Annotated in this window: 14 protein-coding genes and 1 pseudogene; 8 read left to right on the top strand and 7 right to left on the bottom strand. The window is 71.4% G+C overall.

From position 1 onward, the window contains the following. Positions 1–298, top strand: a pseudogene (locus ACFWA7_RS37510) (hypothetical protein); the annotation flags it as partial. On the opposite strand, the gene ACFWA7_RS37505 reads toward ACFWA7_RS37510, so the two are convergent. Next, the gene (locus ACFWA7_RS37505; RefSeq protein WP_385547210.1) at positions 290–613 is read right to left on the bottom strand and encodes a hypothetical protein; all 324 of its coding nucleotides are present in this window, start codon (positions 611–613) and stop codon (positions 290–292) included. The pseudogene ACFWA7_RS37510 and the gene ACFWA7_RS37505 sit on opposite strands and share 9 nt — an antisense overlap. A gap of 372 nt (positions 614–985) precedes the next feature. On the opposite strand from ACFWA7_RS37505, the gene ACFWA7_RS37500 reads away from it, so the two are divergent. Beyond that, positions 986–1696, top strand: a complete 711-nt coding sequence (locus ACFWA7_RS37500; RefSeq protein ID WP_385827622.1) for a GNAT family N-acetyltransferase — start codon at positions 986–988, stop codon at positions 1694–1696. A 195-nt stretch (positions 1697–1891) separates the two neighbouring features. On the opposite strand, the gene ACFWA7_RS37495 is transcribed toward ACFWA7_RS37500, so the two are convergent. Then, positions 1892–2134, bottom strand: a complete 243-nt coding sequence (locus tag ACFWA7_RS37495) for a hypothetical protein (protein WP_385536793.1) — start codon at positions 2132–2134, stop codon at positions 1892–1894. Positions 2135–2336: 202 nt separating this feature from the next. Further along, a complete protein-coding gene (locus ACFWA7_RS37490; RefSeq protein WP_385827620.1) occupies positions 2337–2801 on the bottom strand; it encodes a hypothetical protein in 465 nt (154 codons plus the stop codon). 707 nt (positions 2802–3508) lie between these two features. On the opposite strand from ACFWA7_RS37490, the gene ACFWA7_RS37485 reads away from it, so the two are divergent. Both ACFWA7_RS37485 and ACFWA7_RS37480 read left to right on the top strand, forming a co-directional pair. Then, positions 3509–4039 (top strand): hypothetical protein, encoded by a 531-nt coding sequence (locus ACFWA7_RS37485; RefSeq protein WP_385827618.1) that lies wholly within the window; start codon positions 3509–3511, stop codon positions 4037–4039. 298 nt (positions 4040–4337) lie between these two features. Further along, complete coding sequence (locus ACFWA7_RS37480; RefSeq protein WP_385827616.1) at positions 4338–5993, top strand: hypothetical protein; 1656 nt, start codon at positions 4338–4340, stop codon at positions 5991–5993. Between the two features lie 195 nt (positions 5994–6188). Here ACFWA7_RS37480 and ACFWA7_RS37475 read toward each other — a convergent pair whose 3' ends face one another. Beyond that, positions 6189–6389, bottom strand: a complete 201-nt coding sequence (locus ACFWA7_RS37475) for a hypothetical protein (protein WP_385536781.1) — start codon at positions 6387–6389, stop codon at positions 6189–6191. A 201-nt stretch (positions 6390–6590) separates the two neighbouring features. On the opposite strand from ACFWA7_RS37475, the gene ACFWA7_RS37470 reads away from it, so the two are divergent. After that, the gene (locus ACFWA7_RS37470) at positions 6591–7928 is read left to right on the top strand and encodes a DUF4192 domain-containing protein (RefSeq protein WP_385827614.1); all 1338 of its coding nucleotides are present in this window, start codon (positions 6591–6593) and stop codon (positions 7926–7928) included. 544 nt (positions 7929–8472) lie between these two features. Continuing rightward, positions 8473–8742, top strand: coding sequence for a hypothetical protein (locus tag ACFWA7_RS37465; RefSeq protein ID WP_385536776.1), 270 nt, complete (start codon positions 8473–8475; stop codon positions 8740–8742). A gap of 478 nt (positions 8743–9220) precedes the next feature. Here ACFWA7_RS37465 and ACFWA7_RS37460 read toward each other — a convergent pair whose 3' ends face one another. Both ACFWA7_RS37460 and ACFWA7_RS37455 read right to left on the bottom strand, forming a co-directional pair. Beyond that, complete coding sequence (locus ACFWA7_RS37460; protein WP_385536773.1) at positions 9221–9457, bottom strand: hypothetical protein; 237 nt, start codon at positions 9455–9457, stop codon at positions 9221–9223. 426 nt (positions 9458–9883) lie between these two features. After that, the gene (locus ACFWA7_RS37455) at positions 9884–10372 is read right to left on the bottom strand and encodes a hypothetical protein (RefSeq protein ID WP_385536770.1); all 489 of its coding nucleotides are present in this window, start codon (positions 10370–10372) and stop codon (positions 9884–9886) included. 321 nt (positions 10373–10693) lie between these two features. Here ACFWA7_RS37455 and ACFWA7_RS37450 point away from each other — a divergent pair, with 321 nt between their 5' ends. Both ACFWA7_RS37450 and ACFWA7_RS37445 read left to right on the top strand, forming a co-directional pair. Further along, complete coding sequence (locus tag ACFWA7_RS37450) at positions 10694–12472, top strand: hypothetical protein (RefSeq protein ID WP_385827612.1); 1779 nt, start codon at positions 10694–10696, stop codon at positions 12470–12472. A gap of 671 nt (positions 12473–13143) precedes the next feature. Continuing rightward, positions 13144–13560: a hypothetical protein gene (locus ACFWA7_RS37445; protein WP_385536765.1), complete on the top strand. Its 417-nt coding sequence runs from the start codon at positions 13144–13146 to the stop codon at positions 13558–13560. 338 nt (positions 13561–13898) lie between these two features. On the opposite strand, the gene ACFWA7_RS37440 is transcribed toward ACFWA7_RS37445, so the two are convergent. After that, the gene (locus ACFWA7_RS37440; protein ID WP_385536763.1) at positions 13899–14480 is read right to left on the bottom strand and encodes a hypothetical protein; all 582 of its coding nucleotides are present in this window, start codon (positions 14478–14480) and stop codon (positions 13899–13901) included. Positions 14481–14694: the final 214 nt, after the last annotated feature.

Genomic DNA, 14694 nt, shown 5'->3' with positions numbered 1-14694 from the left:
CTCCGAAGGGCCAAAACCTTCATCTTTCACACAGCACCATGATCGGGAGCTGCCCTACAAACAACTCCTTCTCACGCTCAGGACACACGGAAACAAGCAGCTCAAACGAGCCTTCTTCCTCTCCGCGTTCGCTGCCTTGGGCGACCCGGCGTCGCGGGCCTACTACGACAAGAAGATCGCCCAAGGGAAGCACCACACTCAGGCCCTGCTCTGCCTCGCCAGACGGCGGGCAGACGTCCTCTTCGCGATGCTCCGCGACGGAACCTTCTACGAACCTCAGCCTGCCAGATCAGCCTGAAGCACCAAGAATTCGCCTGGCCTCGACCCACAGGCGCTCGAACTCCTCCGCGGAGATCTCGGCTGCCCCAGGCTGGTCCTGCCAGCCGTCGAGCACGGCCTCGGCCAGGACGCCGTACTGCCGTTCATAGCGACCCATCGCCGCGAGATCGGCATGATCACGCAAGTGCAGTACCTCTTCCAATGAGGCAGCCGTCACCGGCCGTGAGTCCTTCCCCCGGACCTCAACGTGACGCGCCGCCCAGCCCTCGTCATCGGCCTCGAAATACAGCCACAGATCTTCGTCCGCGTAGTAGGTGCGGAACCAGGTCGTCATGCCCCCATCCTCACCCACCAGCAGCCCGCACCGCCTTGACCAAACAGATAGGGGCACCCCCCCCGAGCCGCCCGGACCTGCACACCGGGACACACCAGGCCCCAGGGCAGGGGCCACCCCCTTGGACGCGGATGCCAGCGCAGTACGGCGCCCGCGTGCGCCGACCAGCACCCAGCGCTCGCATATTCGCAGGTCAGAGCGCCTCTATGTCGGGCTTGCAGGCCGTAGCGTTCACCACGCCACGAACCAGTTGGGCGCTCGGGAAGCGCACTGGCGGATACGGCACACCTCGCGCTGATGGGCCCAGAGCCAAGACGGCCGCCCGCGCACCCACAGCACCCCCGGACAGAGTGACCCAAGAAGGGATCTGACATGAACGCGACACATCGTGTTGAGCCGGACGACCGGAGCACCCCCAACCCGCTGAGTACGCAAACCCACCCCGGTGGTGCCAACTCCCCACACCCCATACGCATCCGCGCGGCCCACGCAAGCGACACCGACGCGGTCGTCGAGCTGGTCTCCCTCATCGACCTTCACCTGCCAGCATCCGAAGTCCCCCAGGCGCTGGCCCCGATGCGCGGCGTACTCGCCGCCGAGCACAGCCAGCCCCTGACCCACGGCTGCAACCTGATCCTCATCGCAGAGACCCACGACGGCCAGCCTGTAGGGGCGATCACCTGCGGCCCACCCCTGTGGATCGCTCATCACCCCCGCATCCCACGCTTCATGACCACCATGCTCCTGCGCCGCATCAGCGCCGTCCACGGACTCGCGGTGCAGCCCAGTCACCGAGGACAAGGCATCGCACGCAACCTCCTGCGCACCGCCGAACTCGCCCTTACCCGCGCCGACTACACGATCCTCACGCTCCGGCACGACCGGGACCTGAAGACCTACTACGTCCCGCTCGGCTACACGAGTGCCGACCGGCTCGTCATCGACCTGCCGCCCATCGGCCCGATCACCCTCAAGGAACAAGACTGGGACTTCGCGGTCAAACCGCTCTCCCCGCAGGTCTCCTTCACCACCAGGGCCGGATTCCGCACCCCCGTCGTCACTGGTGCCCTCACCCAGGCGTGACCCCCACACGGTCCGGCGGGCCCCCTCCCGCCGGACCGTACCCCACCCCCAGGCAGCCCCGGAGAAGCGGACCCCCAGGCCGTCGCCCACCGGTGAAGAGGCAGCGCATGGACACCGACCAGCAGGGCGCGCCCAAGAAGCGCACACGGCGGATACACCCGTCCGTCCCCGACAAGCCGGCCACCACCGACCCCGTCAGACTGTCAGCGCCGCCGACTGGATTCTCCTGAACTCCACCGTGGCAAGGACAGCCAGGCCATGGCCTCCCACCTCTGCTCGCTCGCCGCCAGACTCGGGCTCCTGCACCGCGTCGTGATCGTCCACGCAGACCTCGGCGACGTCGAGTGGGAGGGCGCGCGCCAGCTCGCAGAAGACCAGGCCCGCCGCCTCGGTGTGCGCTTCGAGGTCGTTCAAGCCCTGTGGCTCGGCGAGCTCCAAGGACTCCACAGGTCAGCCCGGAGACCGTGGGGTACAGACTCGCCTCACTCGACTGCCTCACCAGGAACCGCAACTGGACTCTGGTCATGCTGGGCATGCCGATCACCCCAAGCATCACACTGAGGAAACCGTCCCCGCAGGGGCAGTCACTAGGGAAGGATCGATGAGCACCTCGCCAGACTCCGAAGATGCACAGCAACCGCTAGAAGAGCTCACCCAGTGGCTTGACCGGTATCGCCAGCTGCGTGTCGGCTATGACACCTGGGCTCACCGGAGCTTCGCCGATCTTGTCACCGCGCACGGCCTCTTCTTCGATCCGGCGCCATGGCTCAAGAGAGGGCCACAGAGACCGGGCCAGTGTTTCGCGGCCGCGAGCCACTGGTCTGACGAGAAAGGCTAGGCCTACGTCGAGGGCTTCGCCGTCGCCCCCTCCGCCGTTCCGTTCGCCGTCTTCGAACACGCATGGTGCTTGACTGACGAAGGCGACGTCGCCGACCCGGCGCTGCCGGACGGAGTAGTCACCGGCTACTTCGGCATTCCACTGAACAGTGACTTCCGCCGCGAGCAACAACGCCTTCGCGCTGCGAAGGCTGTCTTCACCTCTGACCCATCCAACCCCCTGGCCGGTCTCAACGAACAGATCCTTCGCCAGGGCCTTCCCCGACACGCTCTGGCCAGAGACGCAGGAGCCAGAAGCCGGGAAGGGAGACGCGGCAACGAGGGATCAGCTCGCCCCTGACATCGAAGATGCGGTGGTCAGGGAAGCGCGACCCTTCGACGCGCCTCTTCGTAGTTCGGAAAAGACTGGGTTGCAGCTTCTGCGTCCCGGGGTGCACCCCTGACGCCGTACCGGCCGCGCGTCTGCGCCCGGGCAAGGCAGCCGAGTACGCAGCCGTCGAGGCAACAACCGGCTCGCACTACAAATCCGGCCTGTCGATCCGCGAAATCATCCGCCGCGCAGCGGAGTTGCAGGCGGAGCACGGCCCCCTGACCCGACCTGCGCAGGGCACCGCGAAGGCCGGTTGCGTCGGGAAGGCCGTCACATCCCAATACCTGAAGAGACTGCACCACCCTCACCCCCACCCGCTCCCCGCGCACGCGCCAGCATCATCAGCCCCGGCATAGCCGGACCGCGCGTTTTCGCTGGTCAGAGGCCCGTTCCGAGGGCATTCGATGGCGTAGGTTTCACACCGCTGGGAGGGGCGGGCGGGCCCTGTGAGCCCCGTCCCTCCCACGCAAGCGGCCCAGCCGTGGTCGCTCCGCCAGAGCACGCACTCGCCCCCTGCCCCCGCAACGTGACCGTCCCCGCACCGCTGAAGAGCACGTATACCGGCGAGCACGGGTGAGGGGGTACATCTGCCCAGGAGGTTTCCCATGTCCGCCCACGGGATGTTCTGTGTTGGTCAAACCGCGACCCACACCCCGACCGGCTCAACAACCGTCGTCACCAAGCCGAACCCCGCAGGGTCCAACGACAGCGTCCGTGTCCGTTTCGAAGGCACCACACGATCACGCGTCGTTCCCGCCAGCGAACTACACCCCCACCCGACGATCCTGATATACCGCCACTACTTCCACCCCGAGCACGCAGTCGAGGGCGACATCGCTCCAGTCGCCCGCATCGACGGCCGACTGGTGCGCTCCTACACCCGTAGCGAAACGGTCGACTGCACCCCCGACACCGACGCCCAAGCCGAAGACAGCACGGCCGTCGACAACGCCGTCGAGTACCTCCAAGACCACGACCTCACCGAACCCTCCGGCCATAGCAGCTTCACCCATGTCGACGGCAGCACCATCGAAAACTACGACACCGGCCAGCGCTGCGCCCCGTCAGCGCACCTGTACGGCTTCACACGCGAGCAGTCAGCCGAGATACAGCGGCGTCTCCAGAACGCACGCTGACAGGCCAAGCGCACGGCAGGAGCGTGCCCGGAAGCCGGGCGCGCCCCCGCCTCCCCTCCGGCGCCCCGGGGGTGACGTGGTGGGGGCCGGAGGCGAGGCGGGCGCTGTCAGGGGGCCGATCCACCGCGGTGCCCGCGTGCGCGTAGGTCATCCGTACACCGGCACCCCGGAACACTCGCCCCTTTTTTCGCCCCAGCGCCGCTTGCCCTGCGGCAGCGGACGCCCCGTGAGTACCCGCCACTCACGGCCGTACCCCGGCACCCACATTGAGAAGTCTCAGCGGTCAAGGATGGTCACAGTGAACGCCCCTGAACGGATAGCCGCACCCGATACGGTGGCGGCCCCGGACGGTTTTCGGCCGGCGGTGCTGGAGTGGGATGGCTGGACGTGCGCCGACTGCATTGTTTGCAGTATCGGCGCGGCGTGTGCCGACTGCCGGGCCTGCACCGACTTCGCCTTCCCCTATCCGCCGCACTGGGCCCGGCCGTGGGCCGAGGGCGATGCGGAGCGCGGCATCGAAGCGTTCGGCGGCCCGGGCGGCATGTGCGCGGGGCGGGAGCTGGTCGACAATAGCGGCGACTGGGTACTGATCGAGAGCAACCGGGACGCCGCAGCCACCGCCCGCGCAGCCGGGCACTGGGTCATCGAGGCCGACATCCGCACACTCGACCCCCGCCACCCTGTCCTGCGGGGCGTGCGCCGCTTCCATGGCTCCCCGCCCTGCCAGACTTTGTCCGGCGCGGGCAAGCACGCCGGGTGGAACACGGCCGAGATCTCCGAACTCCAGGCAGTGATGTGGCAGGCCTCGGAAGCGTTCGGCTTCCTGGAAGTGGAGGACCTGTGCAGCCTGAACGGCGGCCCGCACAACTATTTCGGCGGCGTCATCGACGGCATGGAGGACCACCCCGACGCCTACGGATGGGGCGAACACTGCGGCGGCGGCCACCTGCCCCCCTGCATGACCCCCGCTGACTTCCGCACGTGGGCCGCCTCGGTGGTCTCCGACCACCGCACCGCCCTCATGGCCGAGATGCTGATCTGGCCCATGTGCCTGGTGCAGATCGGCGCTCCCCTGGTGTCCATCACCATGGAGCAGAGCGCGAACCTCCTCAAGCAGTCCCCAGCCCTGGCCGAAGCCATCCAGTCCGAAATCACATCCGTGGAAGGCTTCGGCTGGGCCTGGTGTTCGTGGCAGATCGCGGACGCCGCCGACTACGGAGCGCCCACCCACCGTGAACGCGCCTGGATGGTCGCCACCCGCCACCAGGCACCCCGCTACGCCGACCACGTAGACGGCGACAAGGCCGCCCGCGCCATGTGGGCGCACGTCCTCAAACGCACCGGCCGACTGCCCAACTGGACCCCCGAACTCCACCAGCGGATCGAGCCCTACCAAGGGCGCCCCGCCCTGCCGAAGGTAACCGTCGCGACCGCACTCAACCTTCCGGCGCACTGGTGGGCCGACACACGCGGCAAACGCAAAGTCGACCCCACAACCGGCAAGCCCCAGGGCGGCGGATCCTTCCCCCTCAACCGGGTCGGGCAGTGTGTCACCGCCCCGTGGTACGGCATCAGGTTCCGCCCGGCCGACGTCCCCCAAGGCGAGGGAACCCACACGATCACAGCCCCCCAACTCGGCGCCCTCGTGGACTTTCGGCGCACCTACCCGTGGACCTACATCCCCACCCGCACGGGCGCACGAGGCGTGCGGAACATCGCCCAGATGATCGCCGACGCGGTGAGCCCCTTCATAGGCGCCGCCGTCTCCTCCGCCGTGCAGGGCCGAGACTGGTACCAGCCAACAGCCACCTACCAGGCGGCTCTCTTCCATCTGGACGTGCCGGAGCCCGGCGAGGCCGCCAGGCCCGCCGCGAACAGCGGCCGCCTGTCCCTGCCCGGCCCGCGCGTCGAGTGCCGGGAGAGCGAGCAGTTGGTGTTGTTCTGCGGCATGTGACCGCTACGGCGACACGGCGGCCTGGACGGTGCGCTCATCAACACTCCTGCCAGGCCGCCTCGCGGGCCGACTGCTGCTCGCCGCCGACTACCCACGGCTTTGTTCCAAAGCGATGCAGGGACGTGCCAGGGGAGGGCACGGTGTGCGCGGGGTGCCGCGTTGGCGGATTCCGCCCGGGACTGGTCCGGCTCGCGCCTAGAACGTCCGGTACATCTCATCGGTGGTGCCGGGCAGCAGGGCGCGTGACATGAAGAGGTAGGCGGGCCCGTACGGGGTGTCGGTCCGCAGGGTCTCCCACTGGTCGAGTTCGTGTGCCAGGTAACGGCGCAGGAGTTCACGGAACTGTGCGAACTCCGCGTCGTCCAAGGGGCCCTCCCCGCCTGACTCTTGGGTCATGTCACCACCCTAGCGACCGGGGCTGCGCCCCCGGTCGGCGCCCCCACCAGGTGTTCGGTGTTTTTGCTGGTCAACGTGGTGGGTGGGTCGGTGTGTGGGGTTTAGCGTGTGTCCTGTTGAACCGGCCGCAGGGGCGCCTTGGTGAGTGTCCCCGGTAGGTAGCGGTGTACACAGCGGCTGCTCTCACGGCTTGTCTGCCCGATGGGTGGTTGGCGCCGATCGTGTGGGTGGCTCTGGCGGGTGTTCAGTGCCAGCCCGTACCCGCCAGCCCGTTGCGGTCAGCGTGTGACGGTCAGTGCTGCGCCGCCGCGTGTTCTGGAGCCCCGGTGCTGCCGTGCCGCTGTCCCCTCCCCTCTGTCTCTCTCCCCTCTCCCTCTCTCTGTGTCTTGGAAGGGTTGTCCTGTCATGTCCGAGTCGTTCGAGTCATCCGAGTCTTCGCTCTCCCCCCTCCCGCCGGTGAGAGTGCGTTCCTGTAGTGATCTGGCGGAGCTGCTGCCGTACGTCTGTGCGTTGGAGCCTCGTGATCAGGCGGTCGTTCTCGGTCTGCACGAGGCACAGCGCGGGACGGTGGGCAAGGCAGGGGCGACGATGCGCATCGATCTGCCCGCGACGGCTTCCCTGTGGATCGCGGCGGCTGAGGACGCCGCGCGGATGTTCGTCGCCGCCCACAAGCGGCGCGGGGAAGCCCTGCCGGATCATGTGGTGCTCTACCTGTGCCCGGCCCCGATACCCGGGCAGAGCGCCCACGATCTTGCGGCCCGTATGGGTTTGCTCGCCGGGCCCTTCCGTGCCGCGTTCAGTGACCGCCGTCTGCCGGTGCTGCACGCCCTGTGCGTCGACCCCCACCACTTCTGGTGTCTGGAAGTGCCCTGCCATCACGGGGGAGTACCCCACGCGATGCCCCGTCCCGGCAGGGCCCGGCCCGGTCCGGTATCCGCCGCCGCCGTCGCCCAGGGCCTGACCCCCGCCGCCCGCCGTGAGGACATCCAAGCCCGCACCGCGCCGATCACCGGGGACAGCGCCGCCCGCCAGGCTGATGCCCTGAACGCCTACCTCACCTCCCTCACCCTGCCCGCACACACCAGCAAAGCCGCCCGCGATCTGGCCGCGCAGATCCAGCACGACACGAAAACACTGCTGCTGTCCGCCCACGACACCCTGAGCACCCGGGGCGAGTACCCCACCCGCCACATCGTGGCGCGTGTCCTGCTCGGCCTGCAAAACCGCGAGCTCCGCGACTGGGCAGCCCTGCTCGGCGTCACGGAGGGCACCGGGCGCCCCCTGTGGCTGCACCTGGCCCGCAACTGCGTCGCCCCCTACCGCAAATTCGCGACCGCCCCTCTGACCCTGTACGGGTTCACCTCCTGGCTCGCCGACGACACCGCCGCAGCCCACGTCGCCCTCGATGAAGCCCTGCGCCTGGACCCCGGCTACCAGCTGGCGTCGCTGCTGAAGGAAGCCCTCAGCCACGGCCTGCCCGCCCACAACATCCTCGACCTGTTCCGCGCCGCCGACGAGGACGACAACCCCGCCGACTAGCCCCACCACGCCGTGAACGCCCCGGACCCGCCGGGGCGTGAACGCCCCGGCACAGACCCCCGTGCCATACAGGCCGCCCCCGGCCACGGCCGCCCGCCCGCGCCGCGCCCCCGGGCCCGGCTCGGGGGCGCCGTCTGGGCAAGCCGCCGCCGGTGACATGCCGGTAGCCCGGTGAGCCCGCTCCTCTGCCGCCCGCCGCGCTCTGGCACCCGCCCCACCCCGCCCTCCTGCCGCCCGCCGCGTTTATGCTCCCCAGACCCTCCCGAGGACACGCCCAGGAGCGGTGCTTGACCGGTCCGCCCACCGCGCCCGTGCGTTGGCTCGGCCGTCTATCAGTCGGTCCGTCCGCCGGTCCGGCCGGCCGCCGGGACGCGCCGGGTGCTCACCCCTGTTCGGCCCGCCCCACCGCCCGCGCCCGCCGCCCCTCTGTCTACCCGCGCCCGGGCCGCCCGCCCGGTCTGCCGCCCGTCCCTGCCCCGCCGCGTTGTGGCCGCCCAGCCGCGCCGAGAGGCGCCCCTCCCCACTACGTAAGGACCCCAACCTCATGTCCACTGTGCTGTACGGCTTCTGGGACTGGGCCGGTGACCTCACCGTCACCCACTCCCACACCATCCAAGACGGCGACAGCGACAGCGACGGCGACCGGGAGGCTATCGATGCCGTCATCGCCGCGCTGCCCGCCAACGCCTGGGCCTGCACCTTCCCCGTCGACACGCATAGCGAGGCGGTACAGCGCGCCTACGAGGAATACTGCCGCGACGAGGAGGGCCGACTCATCGACGAGGTACACGGCTTCGAGCCGGTCACCGGCTGAGTACCAGGCCCCGCGTGCGTGGCGCCCCGCGTCCTGCTAGGTGTCCTGCTACACGCTCCGCTACACGTCCCGCCAGGCGCCGTGCTAAGCGCTGTGGGTCTGTGTTCGCCGCGAGCTGCGCCTCCCGGGCCGCAGCGCCGGGCCCTGCACGGTCCGCCGTGCCATGCCCCTGCCCCGCCCGCATGCCGCCGTGCCCCTTGCCCCGTCCGCAGCGGGCGGCCTGCACGGCCCGCAGCGCGGCGCGCTCGCGCGCACAACCACCGCCCCTCGTACCCGATCCGCTGTCCACCGCGCCCGGCAACCACCCACAACCCCGCCCTGAGCCCCCCGGGGGCAGGGCCCCGTCCTGCACTGCGCCCCCGCGCCCCCCGAGGCTGCTATATCGCGTCAAGTGGTTGAGGGGAGATCTGCAAGTTTCTGGACGTCTTCCGGTTCGGGCGTTCGAGGAGCTTGAAGATCTGACGGCAGATGGTCACGGTCAGTCCCCCACCGGCCGAAGCCGTCGGCGAGCGGCCTCAAGCCGCTGGTCATAGTCCGGCGCGAACAGCCCAGGAAGTGACGTGTCCAGCGTCCCGGCGATGCGATGGATCGGCGCCCAGACCGCCGGATCGTCGACAACCCGACTCAGGTCCGTCATCTGCAGCTTCTCCAGCCAGTCCGACAACACCAGCGCCTCGTCACTCGTCAGCTTGATCGTGACCTGGCTATCACCCATGCACACCCCTCCGGCTCGGCCCCACCCCCGACCACACGAACCTACTGGTCCTCGACCTTGACCAATCACACAGGGCCCCCGGCACCCTGCGCCCGTGGGAGGGGTTCGCGTGCGGCGCTGCGCCCCGGGCGGGGCTCCCGCACCCCGCACCTCCAAGCCCCCGCACCCTGCGCCCCGGGCACGGCTCTTGTGCCGTGCTGCGCCCCGGTCCGTGCCGGTGTCCGGGGCACCCCCCCCCAGCTGCTTTTGGGCTCTTCGCCCTCCAAGGGCACCGTCATCCACGGCCTGCTGAGTGCCGGGCAGGAACAAGCCGCAGGACACAGTCCCCACGGGAGAGACGCGGCGTGCCGGGTGTCAGCGTCCGCCGCCACCAGAGCCCCCAGCACCCCCCGGGGGGACTGGCCCCGGCCCCGGCCGCTGCTCCGCTCATCCGACCAGCGGTTTCGCCAACAGAGCCACCCGATCGCTCTCCACATCGAACCCGAGTACCGGATGGCTGGGAGCGCCGCCCTCGCCATACATCACCACCGGCTTGCCCAACTGCCGCCCGATCACGGCGAGGAAGGCACAGAACACGTCGAGTCGCTCCTGGCCCTGGAGTTCCCGCAGATCAACATCGAAGTCGATCTCCTCCACCGAAGAGAAACGGAAGATCGCCAGCACACCGGCAGCCAGCCAGACACGCAGTTCCGCGCACTGCGCGCCAGCCGGGCGAGACAGCGCTGCCTCCGCGCGAGGCACAGCAAGCACCGTCCCGCCTTCGCAGTACTGGCACACCCAGCCGCTCACCCCGACGAGGTCGAGGACCGCCTGCCAGTCCTCCACCGACGTCCCGGGAACAAGCACGTCCGGCAACGCCCCCATCAGATCAGGGTCGAAGAAGTACTTGACGTCATCCCACAGCAGATCAGCCACCCCGCCATCCTGCCCGCCACACCCTCACCACGCAGACCGATTTCCTTGACCACACCCATAGGGCCACCCACCCCCGCACAGCCCCCTCATCCAGCGCCGCCCCGGGACCGCGAGCTCCCTCCGACCGCCTCCAGGGGCCTTTCCTGCCCACGGCCCCGTGGTTGAGGCCTTGTTGGGGGAGGGGATTCAGAAAGTTGCAGGTCACCGCCCCGTAGTGGGGGACCGGCAGGGCCTAGCGTCAACGTCCGTCACCAGGCGTCGACCCACCGCATCCGCCACCGGCCGACGCCCCCCTTCTTCTCTTCCTCCAGGAGGCTTCCTGTGTCCACGCCCGACCCCACCCAGATACCCCACACCACCCCCGCCAACGGCACCGTCGCCACTGGCGGCACGGGCCCTGTTGACGGGCATGCTCCCGCGCACCCCGCCACCGACGACGGCCACCCCCACCCCACCGACACGCCGCCCACCCCCACAACGCCCACCGCGCCCGGCGTCGTCACCGTGCCCGCCGTCACAACTGCGCCTGACCACACCCGCGTACCGGCGGCCCCCACGCCCACCGCCGACTCCGCCGCTGCGCCCGTCAGCCCCAGCAACACCCCCGACGTCGCCGCCGATGCCGTCAGCCCCGCCGACGCCGCCGGGTCTGTCACCGAGGAAGCCACCCCGGCCCCACGCACCGGCACGGACACCAGCACCAGCACGGCCCACGGCACCCCGGACGGCCACACCGCCCCCGCCGCCGACACCGCGCCCGCCGTCACGGCGGCCCCCGCCGCCGTCGTCCCCGACGCTGCGCCCGCCCACACTTCCGTACCCGCCTCAGACGACGACCCCGCCGTTCCGGACGCCAACACGGCCCCGCAGGACGACACCGGCGCCCCCGCCGCCGTTGTGCCTGCCAGCCCCGGCGACGCCCCCGCCGCAACGGTGCCCAACAACCCTGCCGTTGCTGCCCCGGACGCCGCTACCACCTCCGCCGTCGACGTCGTGCCCGACGGCACAACCGCCCCCGCCGCTGCCCCCACCGCCCCCGCCGCTGCCCCCACCGCCGCGCCCGCTGCCCCCACCGCCGCGCCCGCTGCCCCCACCGCCGCGCCCGCTGATGCCGACGTCGCGCCCGCCGCTGCCGACAACGCCGATGCCGATGCCGATGTCGCGCCCGCCGAGCCCGGGGCCGCTCCCACCGCCGTTCCCGCCCTGCTCGCCCAGCAGTGCCCCGCGATCATCGCGATCCTCGGCGACACCGAAGACTTCACCACCGCCCAAACCCTCTACCCCCAGCTCTACGCCCCCTACACCGACTACCCCCACTACCTCGCCCACATCGAGCACCTCCTCCACACCCGCGCCGCCTCCGGTCTCCACACCCTCGCGATCTGCGACGACCCCGGCCTCTACGACCGGTTCTGCACCGACCACCACCTCGACGCGGACACCCCTACCAGCCACGCCCGCTTCACCTGGCACACCGCCACCCACACCAACGCCACCGTCCCCTACACCGGCCAGCCCCTCGACGGCTTCATCCATGAAGTCCTCCACGCCGCCCTGGAGCACGACACCCTCGAATGCGCCCGCGAACTCCTCATCGACCACGCGTCCTGCCCAGACTGCGGAAACGACCTCACCCGCCCCGCTCTGGTCCACGCCGACGACCTCCTGAGCGTCCTGCTCAGCCAGGCGCCCACAGGCACCAGCCACCTGATCTGCGCCGTCGCCACCCCCGAACCCCTCGTCGCGATGCTGCACGCCGACCTCGCCCCCGACCGGGACCTGGGGCAACCCTTCATCGTCACGGACGTCTTCGACGGATGCGACCCCGCCCAGACAGCCCTGTGCACCACCGTCCTGGCCGCAGGCATCATCACCCACGCCCACGGCGGCATCACCCTGCGCACCCGCCTCGCCGACAGCTCCGAACAAGTCCGGGGCTGGCGCCTGTGCAACGGCCGCCTGCACCCGCTCACCGCAGCCGAGGTCTTCGCCGCCTACTGCACCGACATCGACACCGGCGAGCCCGTGCCCCCGGAACACGGCGTCGACTACCAGTCCGGCTACCCCCTCACCCGCCCCGAATGGCACACCCACGACTAACCCGCCCCGCAACACCCCACCCTGACAAGAGCCCCGGGCCACCAGCCCGGGGCTCTCCCCATACCCGCCCCCGCCCCGCCGAGCCGGGCCGGGCCGAGCCGCGCCCCGCCGTGCACCCGTCGTGCCGCGCCGGGTCTCGCGTCGCCCCGCGTTCCACCCCGCGCCTCGCCACCTCACCGCACCGCGCCCTGCCCCCGCTGCGCCCCGCTGCCCCGCCGTGCACCGTCGCATCGCCCCGGCGCCCGTCCCCGCGTTCCGCCCTGCGCCGTGCCGCCCCATCACGCCCCGCGCCCACCGCGCCGTCTCACGTGCCGCGCCGCTCCGCTGCGCCGAGCCGCCCCGCCCCCGGCGCCCGCCAACTCGCCTCACCTCACCCAGCCGTGCCGTGCCGTGCCGCGCCCGCCTCGCCGCGCCCGCCATGCCGCACCCCCTCGCCGCGCCAGACGCCGCCGGGCCGCGCCGCAGAAGCGGGCTTCCCGCCCGCCGCCACCTTCACAACCACCCCCTCCCGCCCCACGGGAGACACCCCCAGCCGCCCCCCAACCACCCGCCACGCCCCAGCCCCCAGCCCCTACCCTCACCCACCACACCCTGCGCCCTTGCACGATCCGGCAGAGCACCCCCGTCGGCTCATGGCCACCACACCACCACCACACGAAAGGCGCCCGCCGATGACCACCCCCACCGCCACCACCATCGAAGCCCTCCACACCCTCCCCGTCACCCGCATCGCCACCCTCCGCCTCACCGAAGGCGAACCCGACGCCACCCACACCGAATGGAACCTCGGCCCCATCACCGCGATCGCCCGCCACCCCCGCGCCCCCGACCCCGACCTCTACGAAATCTGGCCCAGCGGCCTCCACACGATCATCCGCGTCCCCCACGGCACCCCCGTCCACTACACCCTCACCCCCGACCCCCACCCCACCCCGATCCCCGCCCCCGCACAGCCCGTCCACCACCAAACCGACCCGGGCACCCGCCCCACGCCCCCCACCGGCGCCCCGCGCCCCGCGCCCCCATGGCTCACCCACCCGCCCGCCGCCGAACCCCACTACCCCCCACCCACCGGCCAGCCCCTCTGACCACCCCGACCCACCCGCATCCGGGCCCCCAGCCCGGCCCCCAGCCCGGCCCCCAGCCCGGCAACCAGCCCCCCCGGTACGCCCCGTTCACCCAGCAAGGGCCCCCGCCACCACTCCCGGCCAGAGGCCCTTCCCACGCAAGGAGCCCCCGGCCCCCGTACGCCCCGCCCGGCCAGCTCACCCCGTGCCAGGCACCTCAAAGCCCCGGCCCCCTCGGCCCTCCCCGGCCCCCGGCCCCCGGTCCCGCCGGTCCTGCCCGCAGCGCCCCCGCACCGCCCGCTCCATTGCCGCCAGTCCCCGCCCCCCCGCCCGCGCCCGGGCCGCCGACCCTCGCGTGCTCAGCCCATGCCGGGACCGCCGGGACCCCTCTCCACCACACCCCTTTCCCCCAGCGCGCCCGCCCCGCCCACGCCCGGGCCGCCGCTGCCCGGCCCGCCGGTGCCTGCCTGCACCCCCGCCGACCCCTGTACCGCCACCCGGGCCCCCGCCCCAACCGGCGCCCCCTCCAGGCGCCTTGCCGCACCCGGCCTCTCCCGTTCCGCAGCGTCCGGTGCGCCCGCCTCCCGAGCGTCGGGTGTAGCCGAGTCCCGCAGTTGACGCACCTCGCCCACACCCACGCCCAGACGCTGCGCGATGCGCCCCGCACCCTCGCCCTTGGCCGTCATCGACACCACCACCGTGGCCCCTTGCCGGTGCAGCGCCTCGCATCGTGATGCGGCCTCCGTCCGCAGCCGGGCGATGTCCTCCTCCAGGACGGCCAACACGTCGGCCTCCAGCTCGCGGGTCTCCAGGAAGTCGGCCGCCAGCTCGGTGAGTTCCTTCTCGCGCCGCAGCCGCGCGGCGTTCAGCCCGAGCGCCCGCTCCATGGCCCGCGTGCGCGCCGCGATCTCTCGCGCGGTCCGTTTCGGTTTCGTCGCCATGCCCTGCCCCCTTCTGTTCGTTCCTGCCGCGCCCGTACGGCGCGCCGTGGCCAGGCTGGGGCGCGGCGGCGCGACGCCGGTGGTAGCGGGCCCGAAGCGATCGCGGCTCTCCCGCCGGGCGGGAGGGCTGTCCGGGCTGTGCCCGGCTGAGGGAAACCCGGGGGAGAAGGAAGGGGACGGGGGAGGGGTGGGGCGGCCGCTGTCCTCAGGGGTG

It is taken from the genome of Streptomyces sp. NPDC059994 (assembly GCF_042737755.1).
Lineage (GTDB): Bacteria > Actinomycetota > Actinomycetes > Streptomycetales > Streptomycetaceae > Streptomyces.
Note: the sequence above shows the minus strand (reverse complement) of the source record. Positions and strands in the feature narration are given on the sequence as shown.

Bases quoted from the DNA above. Each gene is read 5' to 3' on its own strand.
- ACFWA7_RS37475 (WP_385536781.1), bottom strand. From the start codon at position 6,389: ATGACCCAAGAGTCAGGCGGGGAGGGCCCCTTGGACGACGCGGAGTTC.
- ACFWA7_RS37465 (WP_385536776.1), top strand. From the start codon at position 8,473: ATGTCCACTGTGCTGTACGGCTTCTGGGACTGGGCCGGTGACCTCACC.
- ACFWA7_RS37445 (WP_385536765.1), top strand. From the start codon at position 13,144: ATGACCACCCCCACCGCCACCACCATCGAAGCCCTCCACACCCTCCCC.
- ACFWA7_RS37440 (WP_385536763.1), bottom strand. From the start codon at position 14,480: ATGGCGACGAAACCGAAACGGACCGCGCGAGAGATCGCGGCGCGCACG.
- ACFWA7_RS37470 (WP_385827614.1), top strand. From the start codon at position 6,591: ATGGGTGGTTGGCGCCGATCGTGTGGGTGGCTCTGGCGGGTGTTCAGT.
- ACFWA7_RS37500 (WP_385827622.1), top strand. From the start codon at position 986: ATGAACGCGACACATCGTGTTGAGCCGGACGACCGGAGCACCCCCAAC.
- ACFWA7_RS37460 (WP_385536773.1), bottom strand. From the start codon at position 9,457: ATGGGTGATAGCCAGGTCACGATCAAGCTGACGAGTGACGAGGCGCTG.
- ACFWA7_RS37505 (WP_385547210.1), bottom strand. From the start codon at position 613: ATGACGACCTGGTTCCGCACCTACTACGCGGACGAAGATCTGTGGCTG.
- ACFWA7_RS37485 (WP_385827618.1), top strand. From the start codon at position 3,509: ATGTCCGCCCACGGGATGTTCTGTGTTGGTCAAACCGCGACCCACACC.